The following is a 24,725-nucleotide window of genomic DNA, read 5'->3' on the forward strand; positions in this document are numbered from 1 at the left end:
GTAAACCAGCTATCTCGCGATAGGACTGCAACGCTTCCGGTGTGAAAATCACTGCGTGGGACTTGGTTCTCTCGAATTCATGACGGTAAATTGCCCTGTAATTATAGCAAAGCAGTTGGCCCATTGAAGCTGATAAACGAAGCCAAAATTGTGCTCCGTCGTCTGCCAATATTCGCTCGATGGAGGCTATAGGCCTCACAAGCCGATCAAAACAGCTACTCGGGCGCCCTTTGAAATTCGTGTAATTTTGCTCACCCGAAACGGCCCTCTACAGTCGAAATAAGATCGTCCCGCAAAGGTGCTACAAGACACTATCGCGGATCGATTTGGGCCCACGTCGATCTGGCGAAGGCAGGCGGAAGTCGAGCAGGACCTGCTGCGGAACAGATAACCGGCCCCAAACCGAATCGGACACGGTGGCCCCGATTTCTTCATAGTTGAAGGCGCAGAGAGAACCGAAGCACGGCTCCGGGCTCCGGCGCCGCCGCTTGCCGAGCAGCGATCCTCCGCCTCCCTGAAATCCAATCGAGAAGAGCGTTCAATTCCGGGATGGTCCAAGCTCTGCCGCAAAAACAGGTGTCAGACCACCCGGTCCTCTCCCGCAACTGATCTAGCGCAGGGCGTTCATGAGCCGCATATCCCAGAGTGGCTGCGTGCACGACGCAGCGAGATCATTTATGAAAATCCTATTCAGTACGATGGCTGTCCCCTTGCTGACGGCCACCGCCTTTGCTGCGGATTCGATCCCCGCAGACCTCAGAGAAACGGCAATGGCCACTTTCAAGGCTTTGCCACCCACCACGCCGGCAGTCGCCAACAACCCGATCACCCCGGAAAAGATCGCTCTCGGCAAGGCACTGTTCTTCGATCCACGCGTCTCTGCGTCAGGCGTCTTGTCGTGCAACTCGTGCCACAACCTGGCCACCGGCGGCGACGACAATCACGAAACCTCGATCGGCCATGGTTGGCAGAAGGGACAGCGCAACGCGCCGACTGTACTGAACGCTGTCTTCAACATCGCCCAGTTCTGGGATGGTCGTGCCGAAGACCTGAAGGCTCAGGCGAAGGGACCGGTCCAAGCCGGGATCGAAATGGCCAATACACCGGGCCAAGTCATCACCACGCTCAAGTCCATGCCGCAATATGTCGAGTGGTTCGATGCAGCTTTTCCGGCTGAAGCCGATCGGGTCACCTTCGACAACCTCGCCAAGGCAATCGAAGCCTTCGAGGCGACACTGGTCACGCCGGCCCCCTTCGACAGTTTCCTGAATGGCGATGACGCCGCCATGACTTCCGAACAGAAACAGGGCCTGGCGCTTTTCATGGACAAAGGCTGCTCGTCCTGTCATGCCGGCATCAACGTTGGTGGGGAAGCCTATTACCCATTCGGCCTCGTGGAACAGCCCAGCGCCGAGGTCCTGCCGGAAAAAGACAAGGGCCGATTTGCGCTCACCAATGCAGCCGACGATTCCTATGTTTTCCGCGTGGCGCCGCTGCGCAACGTTGCACTCACCGCGCCATACTTTCATTCGGGCAAGGTTTGGGATCTGAAACAGGCCGTTGCCATCATGGGAACCACCCAGCTTGGCGTGGTACTGGCGGACGAAGAAGTCGACCTGCTTGTTGCCTTCCTCAACTCGCTGACCGGAAAGGCACCCGAGGTCGCCTATCCCATCTTACCCGCCGAAACGGCGACAACACCCCGGCCTACAACGCAGATCTTAGGAAAATAAACGGCCAGCTGACTGCGGAACATCGCAATTGACAATGATTGCGACTTTTACTGGACGAGACGAGTCGCGACGTCCATGAGAACGCAAATGGCTCGTTTCCAAAGTGCAGACACTGCTTCCGTCACCAGCTCGTTGCGATGGAAACATGTTTGGGATCTGGCGTGCGACATGCCAAGGAAGGCGTCTGACGCATGAGGCTCGCGCGCTGTCGATACCGCGCGGCGGCCGGCCATCGCGCTGGCGGCCGAATTGCCGCGCGCCGAAGCGATCGGCCCCCTTAGGGCGAAGGGGCAGCCACTCCGTCCTCCATGTCCAGCGATTCTTCGACTGCTTCCGGATTCCGGGCGGTGGTCCAAAGGAGAGTATTCGCCGCTGCATCCGGTTTCGAGCGACCTTGCTCCCAGTTTCGAAGCGTTGCCAGATCGAGGCCATACCTCACGGAGAATGCCTCCTGAGAGAGCTTCGTGCGATCCCGGACTTCGCGAACACTTATCGGCCGCGGCGCATGAACCTTCGCGATCACGCCTGCGGACGACAGTTCATTCTTCAGTGCCAATAGGTCGTCGACGCAAGGAACCGTCACGAACGCCTTGCCGTGATCGACCATCTCCGTGAGTATCGCGTGGGCCGTCCTGAGCGGCAGCTGTCTCTTAACGAGAATCCGGGCGGCCTCAGGAGTATTCGCGCCGTGAAGAAAACTGAGGCTCAGTCGGACGGGAGAGCCTGACGACACCGGGACGACGTCCCGGGTTCGCACCCGTTGTCCGTACCGCTCCATGAATTTCGATTTAGTCGACATTAAGCTTCTCCGCGATCACTCGACCGAGCTTGCGCAATTTGGACCATCCCCACTGGAAGCATCGCGATAAAAGTACGCCAAACCACGCTAAGGGAGAACAAGCAGTGATCTGATTTCGTTCGACGCTCGTTTTCGAGAGCCGTTATGGGTCGTTCGCAATCAACTGTGTAGGCCAGCGGAGCGAGCAAGGAGCGCCAGATCCGGACAGGGCTGAGTGGGGTGTTTCTCCGAAAGGGGGGCCATGCCCTAAGGGACACGAGATGTAGTGGACTCGTCGATCCGCGCGGTTTCGATTCGCGCACCCGGGCATAGCGCTTGGATAAGTCCCATCAAATGCTCTCCGGTGCCCGTCATCTGTATAGCTGACATTGGGCCGAGGGCTTCCAGCACGAGCCACATGGCGCGGGTATCGACCGTGACCCATGGTGCGCCGCCCCTGCCGCCAGTTCCAGCGGCGGCACGTGACACCGGAATCATCGCACCAGATGACTTCGCCCGGTTCGGGATGCTCGGTTACCATTTCACCTTGCTCGATCGTGTCGAATGGCTCCGCTCCCTTCGCAATTAAAAGTCTCGGGACCCCTGGTAGAGATCGAGATCTTCCCCGCCAATCCGAACGCCATACAACACGCTGACGGCATTGCAGGCATCAACCAGTGGGGAAATCCGCGGGAGAGAGCCATCTTTCCGCACCCGCTTGAGAAGCGCGGCGGCCGAGCACGGCGTTCGATTGGCCTTTGTGCCGAAAGCCTCGTAGGCAACGGCCCACGCCGCAAGATGCGCGTCCCTTTGGGCGTCATCGCGAAGCGCCGCCTGTTCCGCCGCCGCAATCGTGTCGTTCAACGCCTGTGCATCCGGCACGTCGATTTCAGCGTTCCGCACCACAATGCTGATCAGATGAAAATCCCGGTAGCGGGCCTTGATCTCGGGGTCAATCAATGGCGTGAAAGACATGGGATGCTCTTTTCTCATGGGGAGGCTTTGCGCTGCGCGGGTGGTTCGGGAAATGTTTCAAGAAAGGTGCTTGTCGAGCGTCCAGATCTTCTGGCGTCGCCATGGTGCATGCCGCACCATGCGCTGGATAATTCCATCATTCGGCGGTGGACAAGGCCTGATAGAGATCGTCGATTATGTCTTGCGGGTGCTCGAGCCCACCTCGGCCGGCAACAAGCTACGCCTCCTCCAGATCCTCCATTTCATAGGAGGCAGCGGGCGCGATATGGATGTGAAGCAGCTTTCCTTGCCGGGTCATGCATCGCTTTCGGAAATTCGTCTCGCACGAAAATCTGCCGCCAAACTGGCCTGATCAACAGCATGGTATGGCGTTTTCCCAGTCCAGTTGGCTTTGCAACGAGACGCGGTTCAGCCCAAGGGTCGGTTTCCTCGCCAGCACGCCGCGTCACCGCCGTTTTAGCCACCGTGTCCCGGCAACGCGTCTTGTACCTGCCTGACCACCGCTCGCAGGACCTCAACGCCCTTCTCGATCTGCCGAATGCTCAAGGCGGCATAGCCCATGACAAGCCCCATGCGATCGATGTGGCCTTCGTCCGACTGCCGCTCGTAAAGGGGCGAGATCAGGTGTAGCCCCAGGCCCGCGCCTCGGGCGGCTTCGACCAGGGTCGTTTCCCGCGATCGCGGGAGTTCGTCGAACCAAACGACGACGTGCAGGCCGGCCTCTGCTCCCTGGACAGCGATGCGATCTCCGAAGCTGCGCCGCAAGGCGCCCAGCAACGTCCCCCGACGCTCGCCGTTCAGCCTGCGCACGCGCCGCACATGGCTTTCGTAGCCGCCACTCTCGATCAAAGAGGCCAGAGCCTCCTGTTCAGCCACCGGCGAATGCCGGTCCGCGAATTGTTTGGCGGTTGCGAAGACCTCCTGCAATTCCGGCGGGACGACGAGGTAGCCGATACGCAGCATCGGCGAGAGCGTTTTGGAGATCGTGCCGAGGTAGATGACAGCCCCGCGGTCCTCGAGACTGTGCAGCGGAGGGACCGGATTGATGTCGTAGCGATATTCGCTGTCGTAGTCGTCCTCGATCACATAGGCGTTGTTGTGCCGCGCCCATTCCAGAAGCTGATGGCGGCGCGCGATCGGCATGACGCCGCCCAGCGGAAACTGATGCGATGGCGTGACATAGGCCAGTCGCGCCCCGATCCCCGCCAGCAACTCCGTCTTCATCCCGTCCTCGTCGACGGCGACGGGGATGGGCAAGGCACCCGTACTGGCAAAGACCTGACGCGCCATCCTGTAGCACGGGTCCTCGATGACGAAGCGGTCGGCACGATCGAGAAGCAGGCGAGCGCACAGATCGAGGCCCTGCTGCGAACCGTTGATGATGATGATCTGCTCGAGGTCGCAGCTCAGCGTTCGGGCGCGCCAGAGATAGCCCTGGAGCGCCTGGCGCAGCCGGCGCGAGCCGCGAGGGTCGTCATAGGCAAGACGCAACGGGCGCTGCCCCATCGCCTCGTTCATCGCACGTTTCCAGACCAATGCGGGGAAGTCTGACGTCGCCAGGTCGCCATAGCGGAAATCGACCTTCAGCCCAGTCGGCAGATAATCCCGCCAGGGCGGCGTAACGCGCAGTCGTTCGCCATAGGCGGACAGATGAACCGGGCCGACTCGTTTCGCGACAGTGCGGCTCGTCTCAGGACCGATCAGCGAAGATGCAACGCGAGGTCGTGCGCCTTGACGGACTTCGATGAAACCTTCCGCGGTCAGTTGCTCATAGGCGACCGTCACCGTCGTTCGCGAAACGCCAAGGTCATTTGCCAGGCCTCGGGAGGACGGCAGCTGACTGCCGGTTTCATAGACGCCGCCGAGGATTTGCTCGCGAAGAGCCTCGTAGATCTGGCGTGCACCCATCGCGTGCGAGCGACCTGCAGAACCAGCACTTGAAGACTGGACCATTTCATTCATCGCTAACTGGATATTTCACATTGGCCAGTTTGCCGTCAATCTTTCGGAAACCCAAGAAAGATCTAGAGGCCGAATGACCCGTTCCTATCAATCCGAAACCGATGCTCTCACGCGGTCGCTCCACGACACCGGTCCCGGATTCGCCACTCGGGCGATCCATCATGGCTACGATCCCGCCGGCTTTTCCAATGCCGTTCAGCCGCCCGTCTTCTTGACCTCGACCTATGGATTCGAAAGCGTGGCAGCGAACGAGGCCGCCGCCGCGCTTGGCGGAAGGCTCTATGCACGCGAATACAATCCGACGACGGAGATCCTAGAACAACGGCTTGCCAATCTGGAAGGAGCCGAGGCAGGTCTGGTCGTTGCCTCGGGGATGGCGGCTTTCGGGACGCTGATCCTGTCGCTCCTGTCCCAAGGCGATGAACTCATCGTCCACAGGACGCTTTATGCGAACACGCTTGCCATGGTCGAACAGGCGGTCCCCCGCTTCGGCATCAAGGTCGTCGCCGTCGACCTGTCCGATCCTCACAATCTCGATGCCGCGATCACCGAGCGGACCCGGCTTGTTTTCTTCGAGACGCCGGTGAATCCGCTGAGCCGCATCCTCGACATCGCTGCCATTGCCGAGCGCGCCCAGGCGCGCGGTGTAAAGATTGCAGTCGACAGCACCTTCGCCTCCCCCGCGCTCCAGCGGCCGCTCGAACATGGGGCAGACCTCGTGCTCCACTCGCTGACCAAATACATCAATGGGCACGGCGATGCCCTTGGCGGGGCGATTCTCGGCGACGCGCAAACGCTCCGCACGCTGCACGAAACGGGCCTGCGCTACATCACCGGCGCAGCGCTCTCGCCCATGTCAGCCTTCCTGATCCTGCGCGGTCTGAAGACGCTCACGCTGCGCATGGAACGGCACAGCGCCACTGCCCTTGCGGTGGCTCAGGCGCTCGAGGCGCACCCGGCGGTGGCATGGGTGAGTTATCCCTTCCTCGACTCGCACCCTGATCAGGTGACGGCGCAAAAGCAGATGTCCCAAGGGTCGGGCATGTTGGCCTTTGGCCTCCACGCTGGGTTCGAGGGCGCGCGGCGGATGATGGACCGGCTCAACCTGATCACCCGGGCTGTCAGCCTCGGCGATGCCGACAGCCTCATCTATCATCCGGCAAGCCTGACCCGTGCTCGTCAGCCGATCCGCAAGGATGCGCATCTGGCCGATGGAGTCGGCGAGGACCTCATGCGTCTCTCGGTGGGTCTTGAAGACGCCGAGGACCTGATCGCCGACATGCGGCGGGCTCTGGACGCCTTGTGATGACCTGTGGTCCGGCCAGTCCCGCGCTCGCGTACAAACCCGGAGCCTTGCCATGGCATTCCTGAGCGGCCTTTCCGCGTTTCCCATCACGCCGACCGATCGTGACGGCCGTGCCGATACCGTTGCTCTGCGCAAGCTAATTGCCAGGCTTTGCGCCGCTCAGGTCGATTCCATCGGTCTTCTCGGCAGCACCGGCACATACATGTATCTGACGCGCGAGGAACGGCGACGGGCGCTCGCCGAGACCTTGGACGAAACCGGGGGACAAATGCCGGTTGTGGTGGGTGTGGGCGCGCTGCGCACCGACGAAGCAGTGAGGTTCGCGCAGGACGCTAAGGCCCTGGGGGCTGCCGCGGGGCTGCTTGCGGCCGCCTCTTACACCCCGCTCACTGATGACGAGGTGTTCGAACATTTCTGGACGGTGGCGCGCGAAAGTGGCCTTCCGATCGTCATCTACGACAATCCAGGAACGACGCATTTCCATTTCACCCCAGCACTCGTCAGCCGCCTGGCAAAGGTGGGTGGGATTGTCGCTATCAAGAATCCGACAGACAAGGGCGATGCGATCAAGAGCCATCTGGCCGACCAGAGGCGCACTGTGCCGGAAGGGTTCTCGATCGGCTACAGCGGCGACTGGAACGCTGCAGAGGCCATAATCGCCGGCGCCGACACATGGTACAGCGTCCTCGCCGGCATCCTGCCCGAGGTCTGCGTGAAGATCGTCACGGCGGCGCAACAGGGCGATGCGGCCGAAGCGCGACGGATCGATGCCACGCTTGCGCCGCTCTGGAGCCTCTTCAAGGAGTTCTCGAGCCTTCGCGTCGTCTATGCACTTGCCGAATTGCTCGACATTTGCCGTGCCGACCCCCCGCGTCCCATCCTGCCTCTGCCCTCAGCAGCGAAGGGCCAGATCGCCGCCGCGTTGGAACGCTTGCCATCGGATGTCAACCGGTGAACAGCGAACCCGGCGGCCAGTGAAGGAACCTGTCATGTATGTACCCGCGCATTTCGATGAACCGAGCCGAGAAGTCCTTTACGAACTGATCGAGAACAGCGCACTTGGCATGCTGATAACCCATGGCCGGATGCGGTCTCGACGCCAATCAAATCCCCTTCGACCTCGACACGTCACAGGGAGAAAACGGTTCCCTTTATTCCTGCGCGATTAGTACACGTGCCGAAGGAAAGTGCACTTTCTCGCTCGAGTGACTTATTTCAAAGGATGTGATCGCGTTTTGGCACATTCACGGCCCACATGCGGCAGCCGCTAACTCACCACATGGTGAGCAACCAGGAAACCTTCCGGCCTACACTTTCTCCCGGAGCGCGCGTGCTGCAGCAACCATGTTCATGAGGGCAGGGCGGACCTCCTCCCACTTGCGGGTTTTGAGGCCACAGTCCGGGTTTACCCACAGTTGGGCATCGGACAGTCGCTCGCGGGCAAGCATGACGAGATCCGAAATCTCGCCGACTTCCGGGACGCGTGGTGAGTGAATGTCGTAGACTCCGGGCCCGATTTCATTCGGATATTTGGAGCTCGTGAAGGCGTCCAGCAGTTCCATTTTCGAGCGCGACGTCTCAATCGAAATGACATCCGCATCCATTTCAGCGATCGCGTCGATGATCTCGTTGAACTCCGAATAGCACATGTGGGTATGGATTTGAGTCGCGTCCTTTACACCCGTTGAAGCGATCCGGAAGCATTCGACAGCCCAGTCGAGATAGTCGTTCCAATCAGACTGGCGCAGTGGCAATCCTTCGCGAAACGCGGCCTCATCGATCTGGATCATCCTTGCGCCGGACCATTCGAGATCCGTCACTTCGTCGCGGATCGCGAGCGCGATCTGGCGGCATGCTTCGGAGCGGGGTACGTCGTCGCGAACAAATGACCAGTTGAGAATGGTCACTGGGCCTGTGAGCATTCCCTTCACAGGGTTTTCCGTAAGCGACTGGGCGAACTGCCACCAGCGCAGCGTCATCGGATTGGGCCTCGATACGTCGCCGAAGATGATGGGGGGACGCACGTAACGCGACCCATAGCTCTGCACCCAGGCATGCTGGGTGAAGGCGAAGCCGGACAGCTGCTCGCCGAAATGCTGTACCATGTCGTTTCGTTCGAACTCACCGTGCACCAGCACGTCCAGCCCGATCTCTTCCTGCCACCGAATTGCAGCCTCGATCTCCTTCTTCAGGTAGGTCTCGTAGTCGACATAGCTCAGCTGGCCCTTCGCATGAGCGGCCCGCGCCCTGCGTACCTGCGGCGTCTGCGGGAAGGACCCGATGGTCGTCGTCGGGAACGGCGGCAGCCCGAGCGTGCCGGCCTGGACTCTGGAGCGCTCGGCAAAAGCGCTCTCTCGTCGCTTCATGCTGTCGTCAATGCTGGCGATCCGCCCCTCAACCAGCGGGTCATGGATCTTCGTGGATGTCACGCGAGTGGCGGCAGCCTCGGCAGACGCTTTCAACGCGCCTGCCACCGCATCCCTGCCTTGGGACAGGGCCCGGGCAAGCAACACCAACTCGTCGGTCTTCTGGGCCGCGAAGGCGAGCCACGACCTGATGTCCGCGTCGAGTTCCGTCTCCATGCGGAGGTCGATCGGCACATGCAGCATCGAGCAAGAAGGCGCGATCTCGACGCGGTCCAAGGGCCAGCCGGCGACGATCGGTTTGATGCGGTCGAGAATGGCGGGCAGGTTCGCACGCCAGACGTTGCGGCCATCGATCAAGCCAAGCGAGAGCACCAGATCCTTCGGTGCGAGCCGACCCACCGTTTCCAGCTGCTCGGGAGCGCGCACGAGATCAATATGCAGCCCGGCCAGGGGCAGAGAAACCGCGGTTTCGAGATTGTCTCCCAGCGGCCCGAAATAGGTAGCCAGCATGATCTTCAGCTCGGGCGCGGCTTTCGACAGCTGGCCATAGGCGAATTCGAACGCAGCTCGTTCGTTCGGGTTCAGATCGAGGACAAGCGCTGGCTCATCGATCTGCACCCAGTCGGCTCCAGACAGCTTCAGCCTCTGCAGGAGTTGCTCGTAGACGGGCAGCAGCCGCGGCAGGAGCGCGATGGGATCGAATCCTTCGGCAGGCGATTTCGCCAGCTTGAGGAAGGTGATCGGTCCAAGGATGACTGGGCGTGTGTGAACGCCGAGAGCTTTAGCCTCGATGAAGTAATCGACCGGTTTCGTCGACGAGAGGGCGAACGTCTGATCATCGTTGAGTTCCGGCACAATGTAGTGATAGTTGGTGTCAAACCACTTGGTCATTTCCATCGCGGTTACATCAGACCGATGAGCCGCCTGCTGGTGACCAGCGTGTCGACAATCCTCCGTCTGACCCTGGTTGCCCCGCGCCATTGCGAAGTAGATGTCAAGTGGAACCTCGCCGCTATTCCAGCCGTAACGGGATGGAACGGCGCCGACCATGGCTGCGGTGTCGAGCACATGGTCGTAGAGCGAGAAGTCGTTCGACGGGATTTTCGACACGCCGCGATCGTGCTGCTCCTCCCAGCTAGCGGCACGGAGCGCCTTCGCGGTCGTGAGAAGGTCGGCAGCGGACGATTTTCCGGACCAGTAGCTTTCAAGCGCGAATTTCAGTTCTCGCCGACGACCGAAGCGGGGCACGCCGAGCGTTGCTACAGGAATTTGCTGAGAGATAGTCATGCCAGACCCCGATGGTTGGGGCGTCGGTGACAAGGAAGGCGCTAGCAGGCCGGCACGAACGCTAGGCTGCAGCGGCCACCGAGACACCCCGCCCGTGGACGTAATTCGCCGTGGCAGGTCTCCTGGCTCGCGGGGTCATAGCCTCTACCCGTCTTCCCAAGGCTATTCGCCTCAGTGACATGAGTGGGGTTGGCTCGCCGCTAACAGTTGCGGGGGCAGCGCCGGCATCGCACCGGCTTCCCTCTTAGCTCCGCTGCGGCAGCGCCGTACGGAGAACCACGACGCGGGAGACAATTACAGCAGTTCGCTTCATTGTCAACGCCGCATAAAGAAATGTTTATGTCGTTATGTTAAATTTCCGTTGGCATGTTCCAAAGGTCGCCTCGAAAGCGAAAACTGTGGAAGCCTTGAGCGGCCGGTAAATCAAAGCAATGACGCACGGCGCCCTTGTCCAGGAGGATAGGAGTTCGTCGGCTGCCGGCAGCAAACATACCGGCAAGCGCCGTGGTGCTGCTTAGCGCATCACGCGAACCACCTCGGCGTCGAACTTCGGCTCCGAGGTTCCGACCGCTTCGTTGGTGATCTGCTCGCGACCATATTCGGCTCAATGGCGAGGCTGTTGCCCATGTGGAAGCTGTTGGCCGTGATGCCCTCGGTGATATGACACAACGATTTCGGGGGGGGGCACACCGAGGCCAGGCGCAGCGGCGTGTTGCGAAGTGATCGAGGCCAATGTCTCGAACTGCTTGTTCGCAGCCCACCGGCTCAAGGTAACCCGGCTCAAACCACCGGGCTAGCTCAAGTCCTGTCCAAATGAGGCCTGAGCGGCAAATCGTCGTGCACGCGCACGGTTTGGCGTTCGATCTTGTGATGCGTCTTGGGCGGACAATCGCCACGGTGCAGCGCGCAGAAGCGGTCCCCAATTGGGAAGCCGAGGGCGGTGAGGGCAAGCCAGCGCCACAGGCGGAAGGGGACTTGGACCTGTTTGCCCTGCTGGACCACAAGTTCGCGACACAGGGCCTCAAGGAGAAGACCAAGAGTGATTATGCGCGGGACCTCGCCAAATTCATCAAAAGCAGCGGGCAGTCAAAGTTCGGCGCCGATTGACATGGAGATAGCCATCGCGGCGGACCGCCCAGGCGGACCGCAAGCCGGAATACAACCGGGTGCAGGCGGCCAAGCTCGTCCACAAGATGGCGTCGGGCACACACCGGCGATGGGAGAGCGGACCGTGGAGTGCAGGAACTTCACGCCTATCCACGCTCCCGTGGACGTGTCCTGCGGCACATCGGCAGCGATATTGAGGAGGCAGTTGAGCTTCTGGTCGAGCACTCTTACCTGCCACTACCTACGCTTAACGTCATCTCGTACTGAAAACGCACCACGCAAGGTCGAGATGTAACATGCGCCCTTCGTGGATGGTTCTAAGCTTCCTCGGGCGCGGTCAATCTGTGATAACGGTCGCTTGGAACCTCCATCACCGCGACGCGATCAAGGTTGGCGTATCGCGCTCGGTAGTAGCCTTCTTCCTCCACTTCGGCGAAACTACACTGGGGAACGTCAAAGGTCGCAGCTTCCAATCCGAAGAAAGTCGTAGCGGTTTCTTCATCCAAGAAGTTCCACTCATCTTCTCCGTCGTCATATGTGACGCGAACATAGGAGGCCATGCGCACGGCTTCCTGATCACCCATCTCTGCGATGATGGCATCGCATTCTTTCTTCAGCTTTCCTGAAACCTCACCCTTATCCCAGTCATCCAAAGCCCGATAGATTTCTGGATGATAATACTCTGGCATCTCCTCTACATCGTCACCGATAAGCTCAATGGTGCGGACATATTGCGGATTTATCAAGAGTATTTTGTTGTCAAGGCTCCAACAATACAGCCATGGCCTGCTTGTGTTATTTCTGCGCAGATTATGAAGTTCCTTCAACTGACGTAAAATCGATTCACGCGCCTTTTCATCGATAGGATATTGGCGGCTGCCAACAGTCGTCTTGATTCTGAGCGTGCCGTATCGCGTTTCGGCATCGGCAATTGCAAACGGGCTCGTGCGCCACTCCTCGACATCAATCTTCCAGCCCAGCAGCTCCTCGACCGTGCATTTCAACGTGAGACAAAGGTCCTTGATCTGCTCGACGTTCAACTGCGTTTTGCCTGTTTCCCAACGGGCCACAGTCTGTTGCGTCGTTGCCATCTGCTCTGCCAAATCTTTTTGAGTCATGCCCAGTCGAACCCTAAGCTCTTTCATGTTCATAACTCACCTCGCGTGTTCAACACACGCATCGTGGATGAATTAATCTAACACGTCAAGCGTGTTCAAAAATCGCAACATGTGTTTTTAGGGCGTCTTCGAGGCTCCGGCAGCCGTTCGTGACCACTTGCGCAAGACACAGGGCTGGTACACAGCACGAATGGGCGATCAAAAATTACTGCTGCGATGCTCGTCATCAGCCAAGCTGCCGCCGCACCTTCCACTAGGGTGCCAAGGTTCGAAATGAGTGCAGCCGACCATAGCGAACGGAAGGTCTTGTGCTCAAAAGGAACGAGTGAAGATGTTCTCTTCGCCATTGTGGGAAGCCTCGGGATTGACCGCGGGGCTGGATTTGTTTCGCCTCACTCAACTATGGCCTCGCCGTACAAGCCAAGCTGCCACAGTGCGCGCCTGCTAACCCAGAAAACTTGGCGGCCTTACAGGCATGCGCAGGACGTGCGAAGCCGCTCAAATCTCCCCAGATGGTCAGCCATCGAAGACCGGCATCACTTGTCCGTTGAGCGGCTATACGATAATGCTCCGCGCTAAGCAGGAAGCGCCAAAAAATTCGAGCGGCGACTTCATTCTCCTATTCAGGAAGGAACTATGAGGCGGCAGACGCGACCATTCACCGTGGAAATCAAACAAAAGCGCAATTATCAAAAATCCGCACGTTCCATCTGGGGCAATTTCGACATCGCCGCGGCGATGGCCGAGACAACAAAGGAAGTCGAGCCGTTAAATCGTCAGCTTGTTGACTCTACTGTAGTGGCCCTTGATGCTGAACCTTTGCACAAACCGCGAGTGGAGCATTTCATGGCCAATCCCCTGGAGACCGAGTCAGCAGTAGTTCATAGCGAACCGGCAGACAAAACGGAAACGCCAAAACCGAAGACGAGAGCGCGGCGGTCGAGGAAGCCAGAAGCTGAGGCGAGCGCGCCTGCCAAGCCGATATCCGCGACCACTGAAGCACCGCCGTCAGCGCGAACGGGCCGAAAGAGCTACTCCGCGAAGGATCGTGCCCAAAAGCTGGCGCAGATCGAGACCTCGATCGGCGGCGGCGCTACTCTCAAGAGCGCGGTGAAGCAAGCCGGCATCTCGGAACAGACATATTATCTTTGGAAGAAGGCGGCGGCGCCTGCGGCGGACAGTGACGGGCTGAAGGATCTCGTCGCGCTCGAGGAAGAAAACAAGCGGCTAAAGAGCCTGCTTGCCGATCGTCTCCGGAAGGAGAATGCGGAACTGAAGAAAAGGCTCGGGCTGGATTAAGGAGGGTGGGCAGCTGGTTCTTGGCTCGCCACCTACAGCAGCCCCGCCTGCTCGGCGTCTCTGCGCAAATTCTGGCGTGGCCTTGGGCCGATCTGCTGAATGACCAGGCCGGCTGCCAGCGAGCCGAGATCGCCGCACTGCTTCAGGCTGCGGCCTTGCGTGTAGCCGTAGAGGAAGCCGGCGGCGTAGAGGTCGCCGGCGCCGGTGGTGTCGACCAGCTCGCGGATCCTGGTCGCATTGATGGTCACGGTCTCGTCGCCGCGCACGATCACCGAGCCCTTTTCCGAGCGGGTGACGGCTGCGATCTTGCAGTCCTTGCGGATCCGCGCCAGCGCTTCGTCGAATGACGCGGTCTGGTAGAGCGACTTGATCTCGTGGCTGTTGGCAAAGACGATGTCGACGGTGCCGGAGCGCATCAGATCGAGGAACTCGTCGCGGTAGCGGTCGACGCAGAACGAGTCCGACAATGTCATCGACACTTCGCGCCCGGCGGCATGGGCGAGCTTAGCCGTCTGCCGGATCGCCTCCTTGGCGCGCGGCGGGTCCCACAGATAGCCCTCGAAATAGGTGACGGCCGCGCCCGACGCCTTGTCGGCCTCGACGTCCTCCGGGCCGAGCTCGACGCAGGCGCCGAGATAGGTGTTCATCGAGCGCTCGCCGTCCGGCGTGACGAAGATCATAGAGCGCGCTGTCGGCGGTTCGCCGTTAAGCGGCCTGGTGTCGAAGGCGACGCCCTGGGCATGGATGTCATGCGCGTAGATTTCGCCGAGCGCGTCGTTGGAGACCTTGCCGAAGAAAGCGGCGCGGCCGCCGAAGGAGGCGACGCCCGCCGCCGTGTTGCCGGCGCTGCCGCCCGAGGCTTCGATGGCCGGGCCCATGCGGCTGTAGAGCAGTTCGGCGCGCCTCGTGTCGATCAAATTCATCGCGCCTTTGATGATGCCGTTGGTCTCCAGGAACGCCTCGTCACACTGGGCGATGATGTCGACGATGGCATTTCCGATACAAAGCACGTCATAGTCCGGCATCAATTCATGTCTCCGCCAAAAACCCACCGGCTTTCTGCCACGCCGGGCGCGGGCGGGTCTGGCCAGTGGGAATGGGCTTTGCGCTTGCCAATCCGTTCGGCGTCGGCCTTCACGGGGCGGCGAGTCCTGCCTCGCGACGCAATTCGTCGGCCCTGTCTGTCTTCTCCCAGGTGAAATCAGGCTCTTCACGGCCGAAATGGCCATAGGTCGCGGTCTTGCGGTATATAGGGCGTAAGAGATCAAGCATCTTGATAATGCCCTTCGGTCTGAGATCGAACAACTCAAGAATGAGGCGCTCGATCCTTCTTTCCTCGACCCTCGCTGTTCCGAACGTGTTGACCATGACAGAAACCGGACTGGCCACGCCGATTGCGTAAGCAAGCTGCACCTCGCAGACGTCCGCAAGTCCGCTAGCGACGATATTCTTTGCGACATACCGGGCCGCATAGGCAGCTGAGCGGTCAACCTTGGACGGGTCCTTGCCCGAAAAGGCGCCGCCGCCGTGACGACCCATCCCACCATAGGAATCGACGATGATCTTGCGTCCAGTGAGACCGCAGTCGCCGCGCGGCCCGCCGACTACGAACCTCCCCGTCGGGTTGACCAGAATTCTGATGCCTTCCGTCTCCAGGTGGGTCGGCAGGACAGGCTTTATGATTTCCTCAATGACGCCCTCGCGGACCGTCTCTTGCGAGACCTGCTCGTCATGTTGGGTCGATACGACGATGGTATCAAGGGCGACCGGGCGCAACCCCTCATAGCGCACTGAGACTTGGGATTTCATATCAGGACGCAACCAGCCAAGCTGTCGTGCTTTCCGGACATCTGCCTGTCGTTTCGTCAAGCGATGCGCGAGCTGGATCGGCAAAGGCATCAGGGTATCGGTTTCGCGGCATGCGTAGCCGAACATGAGGCCCTGATCTCCCGCTCCCTGCTGGAGGTCCTGCCCTCGTCCCTCGTCAACGCCCTGGCTAATGTCGGGCGACTGCTCGGTGAGTGCATGAACGACGGAGCAACGCCGGCCGTCAAAGCCGACGGCCTCATCGTCGTATCCAATATCGATAATCGTATCGCGCGCAACTTGGCTATAATCCACCCGCGCATCGCTGGTAATCTCGCCAGCCACAACGACTATCCCCGATTTTACCAACGCTTCACAGGCGACGCGTGCCTTGGGATCGGTGCGGAGGATGGCGTCGAGGATGGCATCCGAGATGTTGTCGGCCAACTTATCCGGGTGTCCCGCGCCAACCGATTCGGAAGAGAACACGAACTGCCTAGCCATGAAATGCCTCGTTTCGGGTGTTGGAGTTGTATGGTGCATTTTGCTTAGCCCACCTTACCTGTTGGTGATGCCCGGGACCTCGAACGCAGCGCACAAATCGGCAACGTCTCTTCGCACGCAGGCATGGAGATCTTCGTCATCAGGCCGCCGGAGGACGCAGTCAATGAAGCCAGCAATTTGCACCATTTCCACATCGCGCATGCCCATTGACGTCACTGCTGGCGACCCCAGGCGAATTCCGCTTGTGACCGCCGGATCCCGCGGGTCGCCAGGCACCATATTAAAGTTTGTGATGATGCCTGCCTTTGCTAGCCGCTCGGCATAGGCCTTGCCCGATAGTGGTCGATCGCGCAGATCAAGGATCAGCATGTGATTGTCCGTCCCCCCGGTAACCAGGTCATACCCTCGCTCGATCAGTGCCTGTGCAAGAGCCTTGGCATTCTTGACGGTCTGTTGGCCGTAGCTTCGGAAGGACGGGTTCGCGGCTTCGTGCAAGGCAACTGCTAGCGCAGCGATGGCATTCATATGAGGCCCGCCTTGCAGGTGAGGAAAGACCGCCCGGTCTATTCGTCTGGAGAGATTGTATTTGCTCTTTGTATGATACAGGGCCTGATAGCGATCTTCGTTCCTGGACAAAATGAAACCACCGCGGGGACCGCGGATCGATTTGTGGGAGGTGCTGCTGACCACGTCGCAATGGCGCACGGGATTCGGGTGCGCTCCCGCGGCAATCAGTCCGCTGATGTGCGCAATGTCGGCTACGAGATAGGAGTTCGCTTCCAGGGCGATTTCTGCCATTGCCGCGTAGTCAAAGACACGCGGGTAAGCAGTTCCGCCGACCCAAATGAGCCGCGGCCGTTCCCGCTTGGCTGTCTCGCGCAAGCGGTCATAGTCAATCTGCTGTGTCTTTTCATCTAGTCCATAGGGGACGCGTTGATAGTCAGTTCCGGAAAAGTTGATGGCCCAACCATGAGTCAGATGGCCCCCTTCCGGGAGGGGCAAGCCCATCACTTTGTCACCGGGGCTCAAAAGCGCACGATAGACAGCCTGGTTGGCCGGCGAGCCGGAATAAGGCTGGACGTTGGCATGCTCGCTGCCAAATAGTGTTTTCAAGCGCTCAATGGCTAGATTCTCAAGCTCATCAACGATCTCATTTCCAGCGTAGTAGCGCGCACCGGGGTACCCCTCGGCGTACTTGTTCGTGAAAATCGAGCCGTTCGCTTCCAGCACGGCCGAGGACGCAAAGTTCTCTGAGGCGATGAGCTTAAGGGTCGTCCGCTCCTGCCGCTCCTGTCTCAGAAGCAGTTCGTGAACGCGGCAATCAACCGCGGCCAATCGAGACCGTCCGTAAGTGTCGCGCGGCGCGATGGCGCCGTCGGCGGAGTTGTCCATGGTGGTTTCGCGCTCCAATTGGACTGATCTATTTCACGGTCAAGCATGCGATCCCCTTCGACGGCGCGTCTTGTGTGGCTTCGAGCCGTTGAAGGTCTCGTTTGTGATAGCCATCGCCGTGGGGCAGGAGATCAACCAACAGTTGAACCAGCCCGCCGTCCTTACCTCCTGCTTTGAGATGGTACGAGCACCACGGACGTTGTTCGTTGCAGTAAAGAAAGTCGGCTCTGGCCAGCAGCCGGACGTGTCGTACAACGTGCTCACGACGCAGACCCAGAATCTCCGCTAGCTGGCAGACAGTTAGGTCCGCATGCGCGCAAAGGCCTAGGATTCGAAGGCGATCTAGATGCGCTGCCGTCCGAAGGCGACTGACCAGTGTCAGCATTGGTCAGGACCAAGCCACTTGGAAAGCCTGGGCACTCGTCCTACTGAATTTGTCATTTCGCGTTCTCCACAGATGTTGCGGCTTTCGAACCGAATTATATGGTTGATTGTCCACCGACCGGACAATCTCGGTGGCCGTGAAGATACTGTTTTGAGCCGATATGGCTGTGTCGAACAAACAAGATGGCGCTCTTCTTTCCATTGCCTTTAGCGGAAATTGCACGCAGTTCGGCGGGTCGGAGAATAAGCGGCGCCACGGTTTGGACCCCACTGACCTCAGACGTTGCAATAAGCCTACCATTCACAGCGAACCGGAGTTGCTAAGAGTCTATAAATTTCCTTGAAGGATCTGTTGCGACGTTTGCCCAGCCCGCTCGTGCTCCCGGTTTGGAGCGGTCAATCTCGAGCAGACTGACGGTGATGCAAAGATGACAGGAAGGTTCCCTTTCAACCCGATCTTCTTCCTGGCCAAGTAGTCGTGGTCTCATAACCTGAAAATCACAGGTTCAAATCCAGTGCCCGCAACCACGTCTGTCATAGTACGCAACAGTCTCGGTATAACCGAGGCGGTTTTTTTTACGTTTGGTGAGTTTGAAAAGATTTTGTTGCAACGGCTGAATTGGGACACGGGGAGGATGTGCGCTGCCTTGTTAGGCGGCGAAGCAGGGGAACTTGAAGGCTGATATGGCGCGCCCACTACGCCCGCCGCCGTGCCACGCCCAGGCGGGTTGGTCGCTGGCGGCACAGCGATAGATTTTGACCTGGGACGCCGGCATATGGGATTGCGGAAAACGTCGGCGCAGGTGGCTCCAGCAATGGACGAGCAGCCACGGCCCTTGTGGCCGCTCCAGGCGTGTCAGCCGATCATAGCCCTCATAGGCGTCAACCTGCAGGAATTGTCCGCCGAAGCCTTGAAGGAAGCGTTCGGCATGCTCGCCGCCGCGCCCGGGCGCATAGTGGAACAGCACGATGGGCGGGCCTTGGCCACCATGGCCGCGGTCATCGGAGGCGATTGCCCAGAAGAAGCCCTTCTTGACCTTGCCGCGTCCGGGATCGAGCACCGGCGCGGTGGTCTCGTCCAGGAACAGGCGCTCGGCCGCAGCCAGAAGCCCGCGCATGTGGTCGGCGATGGGCTTGAGATGGAAGCGGGCCCGGCCAGCCCAATTGCCCAGTGTCGCGCGATCCAGTTGGATGCCCTGGCGGGCGTAGATCTCGGCCTGCCGTAGAACGGCAAGTGATCGCCGAACTTGGCGACAATGACCTGGGCGATCAGCGCCTCGGTCGGAAGGCCGCCGGGCACCACATGCTCGGGCGCATGCGCCTGCGCGTACGGCGCCCGAGCAGCGCCGGCAAGCGTATCTCGGGCGGCGCGTGACCCAACGCGCAGTTGCGCCGGGATTGCGTCGAGCCGCTCGCTGACATCTTCGCCGATCCTGGCCATCTCGCCGCAGCCGCACGGGCACAGCGTGCTCTCGGGCTCGATGATCCGCTTCACCCGCGGCAGATGGGCAGGTAAGCGGCCACGATTGCGGCGGCGCGAACCGGACGAGCCGTCCGAACGCCCCCGGATGACCCGCTGCGCCTTTTCCTGCGCGGCATCGAGCACGCCCTGCGCGATCTCCACGTCTTCGAGCGGCAGGTGGTATTGATCGGGATGCAGCTTCTCGGACTTGGCGCCGAACTTCTCGTGGTTGAGCTGGCTGACGACGCTCTCCAGGCGGCGGCGCGCCTCCTCGGACTCTGCCAAAGCTGCCTGCGCCTCGGCGAGGAGCGCCTTCAAACGCTCGTTCTCTTCCTGGAGAACCGTCAGATTCATGCACTAAATCAACCACATGATCTCCGATAACGCCATTGGAGACAAGGCACCTGAGTCACTGTGCCACACTCATCCGGCAAGCTGCGGACGCCGTGCCCGCTCGGGGCGAACCAGTCTCCAATCCAGCCCTTCGAACATGGCAGCGAACATCGCCGGCGACATGCGCATCACGCCGTCGCGAACCTCCGGCCAGACGAACTTCGAGCCCTCGAGCCGTTTGTGAACGAGCACAAGGCCGATGCGATCCCACACCAAAATCTTGATCCTGTCAGCCCTTTTGGCGCGGAAGACGAAGGCTGCCCCACAGTATGGGTCGAGGCCTAGCATCTCCTGCACAGCCAATGCCAATCCGTCCATGCCGCGCCGGCAGTCAACCGGCCGGGTCGCCACGTAGATCTTCAGATCGGCACCCGGTGCAATCATCGCGAGGCCCGAACCGCTCGGATCACCTGCGACAGCTGCTAGAGGTCAACCGCCGTTCGGATCACCATGTCGTCGATCACGATTTCCACCTTCGCTGGCGTCGATTTCGATGGCCTCTCACCATCAACTGCGCGAACATCGGCGCCACGCTTTCTGGCAGTGCCAGTTGTCCCTGACGAAGGCGACGCCGCCAGGCTCTCGGCCGCAATCCGGGCTCTCTCGGCCTCCGAGCGAACCCGCCGTCCCGTTGGACCGTCCAGAACCTCGAGCCGGCCTGCGTAGCCAGCTGTTGGGACGTCCAAATCGACGTCCATTTTGCCGTCTACTCCCATGTGGGCCCTACGTCTCTCGCGATCGGGGGGATTCTTCGCACATTCACCTCATGCCCCGCACGAGGGGAGCGGCGTAGCGCTTACGATTGCCGCCAGCAGCGTCTGGTCGCCGGTAGTGCCCCCGCGGGAGTTTGTCGGCAGGCGGGTGGGGGGCAATATGGGCCCGCCAGCTCGCAAGTTTCTTTCGACCAAGGCAAAGCGCGTACCGTCTTTGGGCCACCGGCTCGGCCGCTGAATATTCTTTAGAGAAGGAAATCTGACGCGGCCAAATTATGATTGACACCGGCCAGGACGATCGGACGATCGTGAAGTCCGCCGTCGTATCGCCATTCACGTCGGCTTGAACAATCGTGTTAAGACCGCTTTCAAACCACGACACGCTGTCGGCGAGGGTGCTGGAGTTATGACCCGCAAAGGCAAAGGCTTGATCGCCCTTGCCTTCGAGTTCGCGTCGATGGCTGAGAAGTCGAAGATATCCACGTCGCGCACGAAGTCGGTGATGACGTCCGCAGTGCCCGGGCTGCTGTCCGTTATCGCTGTGAACAGAAACCTGTCGGCGTCTTGCCCGCCGGTCAGTACATCTGCGCTCCTGCCGCCATTCAGCGTGTCATTGCCGTTGCCGCCCAGGAATCGTCGAATGGGGTCTGGCTCGTGGTATCGACACGATCATCATCGAGATGAATCCGCTCTGGCTGCTGCGGCTGGTTCAGCTGCATTTTCGTGTTGTCCCGCTGGGACGCCCCCTGGTGATCGAGGGAGACTATGCCGTAACGGCAAGCTTTGACACGGGAACCCTGGCCAGACTGTTGCAGGCGCGCATTCCGTAAGCTCGAAAACCGGACCTCCACAAGGGTATCGCATAAATGGACCACCCCGTGTCGCAGCATCGCTGTGTGTCGTGACGACCAGCAGCTACCTGTACAGCAGGTCCCCAAGGAAACCGTCACAGGACCGGCAGTGAGCCCAGCACAAGAACTGCAAAGCCTGGTAGTGGTCAGTTTGAATTTTCGTCGGCTACATCATTCTTCGCCGATGAACGCGACACGCCGCCGAGGACATATCCGGCAACCCCGCTAAGGATGGAGACGACTGCTTCGGATGAAATTAGGTTCAACATGCGAAGTGAACAGGCGCCCAATATGATGAGTACAACAGTCGCCATCTGAATAGCAGACGCTCTTTGAACAAGTAGGCTAAACGTCTTAGCGCCTCCCTTCTCAGTCTTCCAAAAGGCGATTCCTCCAATAATGGTCGCGCATACAGAAACGACAACAACCATGATGGTCAAACATAGTCCTAGTCGGCTAAGCAATTCGGTTTCAGGTTGCATGCCTATGGTCTTTCTCGTACGCACCGCGTGCCGTTGGCTTCTCAGCTTCCTTCGCCTCGATCAGCGCGACGATATCCCCGATTTCCCAAAGCTTGCCGGTCACGCCGGCAGCCATCGCCGGGGTCATCCGCAGTGAAGCAAGCGGATGAAATTATAGTACATGAACCGCAGGCAACTGCGTTGGCGTGAGCCTCTACTTTCGGCGGACATACCCTAGGCTGAACCGGTATTTAACACATACGGGATCAAAGCAACCTCCGTATGAGAAATCTCGTCCTGTCGAACCGCGAATGGAACTGAGGCGTCGATTGCGCGGCCTTCAGAAAGCCCGGCCACTGGATGAACTGCAGATCTTGACCGTCCCTGCCGTCATTCTTCCGAACCTCGGACCAGGATCTTCAAAATCCAACAAACGGTAACCCAAAAGGCTCCAGCTGCCCATCCAGCCAGCACATCACTCGGCCAATGAACACCAAGATACGCCCTGCTTGCGCCAATTACACCGGTAAGTATAATGGCAACGGCTAGCAAGTACATCTTGGCCACCCCGCTTTCCCTAATATTTCTTACGCAACGGGCGGCACCCGACCTGCCGAACCGGCCGATTGTGAGGTCGCAACTCTTTGGACAAACGACCCAATAAAAGCACCCAAAGTCAGTTTGGTCAGGTCCATAAAACCTGTGCCGGGCTTGTAGAGCTCAAGACTGCAGAAAATTAGCGTCAGCGCGACTGTTAGCAACGGCAATCCCGTGAGTCCCAGTTTGGTGGCGAGCCCGGTTCCTCCCGTCAAACTGCTCAAGCGCACGTATTGATCAATCGCCTTCTCGTTTGAATCGGATATAAGCGCTTCCAGGAGCTTTCGGTCTTTGTCCGGAATGACGTCCTTTTGTGTGGCTGAAGATGAGTTGACAATTCGAACGCCCACAAAAAGCAAAATCAGGACAACGGCCAGACTACCGAGCGCAAAAATCTGCGAACTCGTCTGAGACAGGTCGCGCGTTTGAAGGTCTTTAAATAGAAAATAAGCTCCTATCGCGGCTGCATACAGTATGGCCAACCCCACCCCAGGACCTGCCAATAGTGCGTTCAGTCGGGCCTGCATTCTCGATTCATTTGATGGTTGCTCCGCCACGAATTACCTCCTAAATGCCCGATATATCCAATGGGATAAAAATTGCTACATAGTGAGGCATATGTCGCCATAAGAGTGATGTCTTGAGTATTGCGAGTAATACTGCCGTGTATGGATGGTCTCAGCACCCATCTTTTGTTTTAAATCTGTTCAACAGCAAGATCAGACCTTTTGCCATTTCCTACCGCTGCCTAAGAAATTTCGGCAATGAACTCCGCGAAATCCTCTTTGTCGCGGGCAAAACGTCTGGCCGTCGGCACCACAACGCAAGCTGTCGTTGAGGCGGTGCGGCGACGTTTGATCCATCCCTAAAACGCGTCAACTGTCCGATCGGACAGGTGACGTACTTTAGGACGGCTGCAACTATCCCCGAGAAGGTCAGGGGATCGCGCCATGATTACGGCTCATGTCGTCAATGCGCAGAACAGACATCTCTATGAAAATGAGTTCGACGAATTTCTGCGCCGTCGGCACGATTTTTTTGTGCACCAGAAGCGGTGGCGGCCGCCAAGCCCGGATGGTCGCGAACTAGACCAGTTCGATACCGATGCTGCGACGTATCTCCTGGGTATCGACGACGACCGGGTGGTAACGTCGGCGCGGCTGATCCCGACCAGCGAACCGCATATGGTGTCGGAAGTCTTTCCCCACATGTGCGAGAACTCAGGGGTCCCGAGGCGCCCGGATTGGGCCGAGTGGACACGCACTTTCGTTGTTCCTGACAGGCGCTCTGCCGGACTGCGGGGCACGCTGACACAGCTCTGCTGCGCGGTGATGGAATACGCTCTCGACGAAGGGGTCAGCGCTGTGGGCGGCATCCAGGAAACCTACTTCATGCCGCACCATGGCGCCCTGAAATGGCGGGTCGAGCCCATGGGCATGGCAAGGGAAGAAAACGGCGAGTGGTACATCGTCGCGTATATCGAAGTGAATGAGGCGGCACTGGCCAGTGTCCGAAAGATCCTCGGGATCAATCACTCACTTCTCGTGCGGAGAGGAACGCAGCTGCCCTTTGTTGGGAAGGCCGAAATGGGGAGGAGAGAACATGACCGAGATAGCCTTCGGAAAGAAAGTCAGCGCCGCATTTAAGGACAAGGTGATCACGATCTGTGATGAGTTGGGCTGTGACGCGAGCTTTTTGATGGCGTGTATGGCCTTCGAGACAGGCGAACGCTTTCGCTCGAACACTGTAAACAAGGTGAGCGGCGCGACAGGGTTGATCCAGTTCATGCCAAGCACGGCAAAGGGGTTGGGCACAACTACCGGCAAACTTGCAGCAATGACCGAAGTCGGCCAACTCGACTATGTGGCGCAGTATTTTAAGCCGCAAAGAGGCAGGCTCAAGACTCTATCCGACGTGTACATGGCGATCCTCTGGCCGGCAGCCGTTGGCAAGGCCGAAGCTTTTGTGATGTTCAGGGTGCCGACGGTCCAGTACCAGCAGAACAACGGTCTGGACAGCAACAAGGATGGTGCCGTGACTAAGGGCGAAGCGGCAGCGAGAGTACAGAATAAACTCACACGCGGTCTAAGCGATACCTTCCGCGGTTAGGTGACGACGGTCGGCGGCGCGGGCGCTTCCGTGCCGCGGCTTCTTATACTGCCCAAGGAAATACGAATAGCGCAGGAGCGGGTCCGGAACGACGCGGGGAAGGACTTCGTCGCGTCGAGCTA

Annotated in this window: 22 protein-coding genes, 3 pseudogenes and 1 riboswitch; of the genes and pseudogenes, 7 read left to right on the forward strand and 18 right to left on the reverse strand. The window is 59.4% G+C overall.

The window, feature by feature from the left end:
• The first annotated feature begins 677 nt into the window (after positions 1–677).
• Positions 678–1,733, forward strand: coding sequence for a cytochrome-c peroxidase (locus NKI95_RS23280; protein ID WP_352719548.1), 1,056 nt, complete (start codon positions 678–680; stop codon positions 1,731–1,733).
• Between the two features lie 277 nt (positions 1,734–2,010).
• On the opposite strand, the gene NKI95_RS23285 is transcribed toward NKI95_RS23280, so the two are convergent.
• The 4 genes and pseudogenes from NKI95_RS23285 to pdxR all read right to left on the reverse strand — a co-directional run bounded on the left by NKI95_RS23285 (position 2,011) and on the right by pdxR (position 5,439).
• A complete protein-coding gene (locus NKI95_RS23285) occupies positions 2,011–2,532 on the reverse strand; it encodes a helix-turn-helix domain-containing protein (protein ID WP_352719550.1) in 522 nt (173 codons plus the stop codon).
• 564 nt (positions 2,533–3,096) lie between these two features.
• Entirely contained in the window at positions 3,097–3,486 is a 390-nt protein-coding gene (locus NKI95_RS23290) for a phenylalanine--tRNA ligase beta subunit-related protein (RefSeq protein WP_352719552.1), read from the reverse strand.
• A 220-nt stretch (positions 3,487–3,706) separates the two neighbouring features.
• Positions 3,707–3,784 (reverse strand): annotated as a pseudogene (locus NKI95_RS23295) (MOSC domain-containing protein); the annotation flags it as partial.
• A gap of 158 nt (positions 3,785–3,942) precedes the next feature.
• Entirely contained in the window at positions 3,943–5,439 is a 1,497-nt protein-coding gene (pdxR, locus tag NKI95_RS23300; protein ID WP_502909233.1) for a MocR-like pyridoxine biosynthesis transcription factor PdxR, read from the reverse strand.
• Positions 5,440–5,521: 82 nt separating this feature from the next.
• On the opposite strand from pdxR, the gene NKI95_RS23305 reads away from it, so the two are divergent.
• Together NKI95_RS23305 and NKI95_RS23310 are read left to right on the forward strand one after the other, a co-directional pair.
• Positions 5,522–6,754, forward strand: coding sequence for a trans-sulfuration enzyme family protein (locus NKI95_RS23305; RefSeq protein WP_352719555.1), 1,233 nt, complete (start codon positions 5,522–5,524; stop codon positions 6,752–6,754).
• Between the two features lie 52 nt (positions 6,755–6,806).
• The gene (locus tag NKI95_RS23310) at positions 6,807–7,709 is read left to right on the forward strand and encodes a dihydrodipicolinate synthase family protein (protein WP_352719557.1); all 903 of its coding nucleotides are present in this window, start codon (positions 6,807–6,809) and stop codon (positions 7,707–7,709) included.
• Between the two features lie 352 nt (positions 7,710–8,061).
• Here NKI95_RS23310 and metE read toward each other — a convergent pair whose 3' ends face one another.
• Positions 8,062–10,407, reverse strand: coding sequence for a 5-methyltetrahydropteroyltriglutamate--homocysteine S-methyltransferase (gene metE / locus NKI95_RS23315; protein WP_352719558.1), 2,346 nt, complete (start codon positions 10,405–10,407; stop codon positions 8,062–8,064).
• 95 nt (positions 10,408–10,502) lie between these two features.
• Positions 10,503–10,703, reverse strand: a riboswitch (cobalamin riboswitch).
• A gap of 556 nt (positions 10,704–11,259) precedes the next feature.
• On the opposite strand from metE, the gene NKI95_RS23320 reads away from it, so the two are divergent.
• The gene (locus tag NKI95_RS23320; RefSeq protein WP_352468275.1) at positions 11,260–11,514 is read left to right on the forward strand and encodes a hypothetical protein; all 255 of its coding nucleotides are present in this window, start codon (positions 11,260–11,262) and stop codon (positions 11,512–11,514) included.
• A 317-nt stretch (positions 11,515–11,831) separates the two neighbouring features.
• On the opposite strand, the gene NKI95_RS23325 is transcribed toward NKI95_RS23320, so the two are convergent.
• On the reverse strand, positions 11,832–12,665 hold the full coding sequence (locus NKI95_RS23325) for a helix-turn-helix transcriptional regulator (protein WP_352515945.1): 834 nt from the start codon (positions 12,663–12,665) through the stop codon (positions 11,832–11,834).
• A 62-nt stretch (positions 12,666–12,727) separates the two neighbouring features.
• Complete coding sequence (locus NKI95_RS23330; protein WP_352458261.1) at positions 12,728–12,979, reverse strand: MFS transporter; 252 nt, start codon at positions 12,977–12,979, stop codon at positions 12,728–12,730.
• A gap of 289 nt (positions 12,980–13,268) precedes the next feature.
• On the opposite strand from NKI95_RS23330, the gene NKI95_RS23335 reads away from it, so the two are divergent.
• Positions 13,269–13,931, forward strand: coding sequence for a transposase (locus NKI95_RS23335; protein ID WP_352542143.1), 663 nt, complete (start codon positions 13,269–13,271; stop codon positions 13,929–13,931).
• Positions 13,932–13,963: 32 nt separating this feature from the next.
• On the opposite strand, the gene NKI95_RS23340 is transcribed toward NKI95_RS23335, so the two are convergent.
• From NKI95_RS23340 to NKI95_RS23390, 11 genes and pseudogenes are all read right to left on the reverse strand, one after another.
• Complete coding sequence (locus NKI95_RS23340; protein ID WP_352719560.1) at positions 13,964–14,956, reverse strand: adenosine kinase; 993 nt, start codon at positions 14,954–14,956, stop codon at positions 13,964–13,966.
• A 109-nt stretch (positions 14,957–15,065) separates the two neighbouring features.
• Positions 15,066–16,241, reverse strand: coding sequence for a methionine adenosyltransferase (gene metK / locus NKI95_RS23345; protein WP_352693122.1), 1,176 nt, complete (start codon positions 16,239–16,241; stop codon positions 15,066–15,068).
• A gap of 54 nt (positions 16,242–16,295) precedes the next feature.
• Positions 16,296–17,633, reverse strand: a complete 1,338-nt coding sequence (gene glyA, locus NKI95_RS23350) for a serine hydroxymethyltransferase (RefSeq protein WP_352693120.1) — start codon at positions 17,631–17,633, stop codon at positions 16,296–16,298.
• Between the two features lie 1,034 nt (positions 17,634–18,667).
• On the reverse strand, positions 18,668–19,480 hold the full coding sequence (locus tag NKI95_RS23355; RefSeq protein ID WP_352719596.1) for an IS66 family transposase: 813 nt from the start codon (positions 19,478–19,480) through the stop codon (positions 18,668–18,670).
• A pseudogene (locus NKI95_RS23360) lies at positions 19,438–19,833 on the reverse strand (transposase domain-containing protein); the annotation flags it as partial. The gene NKI95_RS23355 and the pseudogene NKI95_RS23360, both read right to left, overlap by 43 nt.
• A 69-nt stretch (positions 19,834–19,902) precedes the next feature.
• Positions 19,903–20,256 carry an IS66 family insertion sequence element accessory protein TnpB gene (gene tnpB / locus NKI95_RS23365; RefSeq protein ID WP_352719561.1) on the reverse strand — a complete coding sequence of 118 codons (354 nt, stop codon included), beginning with the start codon at positions 20,254–20,256 and terminating at the stop codon, positions 19,903–19,905.
• 662 nt (positions 20,257–20,918) lie between these two features.
• Positions 20,919–21,227, reverse strand: coding sequence for a M10 family metallopeptidase C-terminal domain-containing protein (locus tag NKI95_RS23370; RefSeq protein WP_352719597.1), 309 nt, complete (start codon positions 21,225–21,227; stop codon positions 20,919–20,921).
• Positions 21,228–21,582: 355 nt separating this feature from the next.
• Positions 21,583–21,876: a hypothetical protein gene (locus NKI95_RS23375; protein ID WP_352549333.1), complete on the reverse strand. Its 294-nt coding sequence runs from the start codon at positions 21,874–21,876 to the stop codon at positions 21,583–21,585.
• Positions 21,877–21,907: 31 nt separating this feature from the next.
• Positions 21,908–22,118 (reverse strand): annotated as a pseudogene (locus tag NKI95_RS34485) (IS1 family transposase); the annotation flags it as partial.
• A gap of 169 nt (positions 22,119–22,287) precedes the next feature.
• The gene (locus NKI95_RS23385; RefSeq protein ID WP_352719598.1) at positions 22,288–22,455 is read right to left on the reverse strand and encodes a phosphatase PAP2 family protein; all 168 of its coding nucleotides are present in this window, start codon (positions 22,453–22,455) and stop codon (positions 22,288–22,290) included.
• Between the two features lie 29 nt (positions 22,456–22,484).
• The gene (locus tag NKI95_RS23390; RefSeq protein ID WP_352549331.1) at positions 22,485–23,051 is read right to left on the reverse strand and encodes a hypothetical protein; all 567 of its coding nucleotides are present in this window, start codon (positions 23,049–23,051) and stop codon (positions 22,485–22,487) included.
• A gap of 393 nt (positions 23,052–23,444) precedes the next feature.
• Here NKI95_RS23390 and NKI95_RS23395 point away from each other — a divergent pair, with 393 nt between their 5' ends.
• Entirely contained in the window at positions 23,445–24,140 is a 696-nt protein-coding gene (locus NKI95_RS23395; protein ID WP_352549329.1) for an acyl-homoserine-lactone synthase, read from the forward strand.
• A complete protein-coding gene (locus NKI95_RS23400) occupies positions 24,097–24,603 on the forward strand; it encodes a lysozyme family protein (RefSeq protein WP_352549327.1) in 507 nt (168 codons plus the stop codon). Before NKI95_RS23395 ends, NKI95_RS23400 begins: the two co-directional genes overlap by 44 nt.
• The last annotated feature ends 122 nt before the right edge of the window (positions 24,604–24,725 follow it).

Source organism: Mesorhizobium sp. M0306, from assembly GCF_040321655.1.
In the GTDB taxonomy this organism is placed as follows: Bacteria; Pseudomonadota; Alphaproteobacteria; order Rhizobiales; family Rhizobiaceae; genus Mesorhizobium.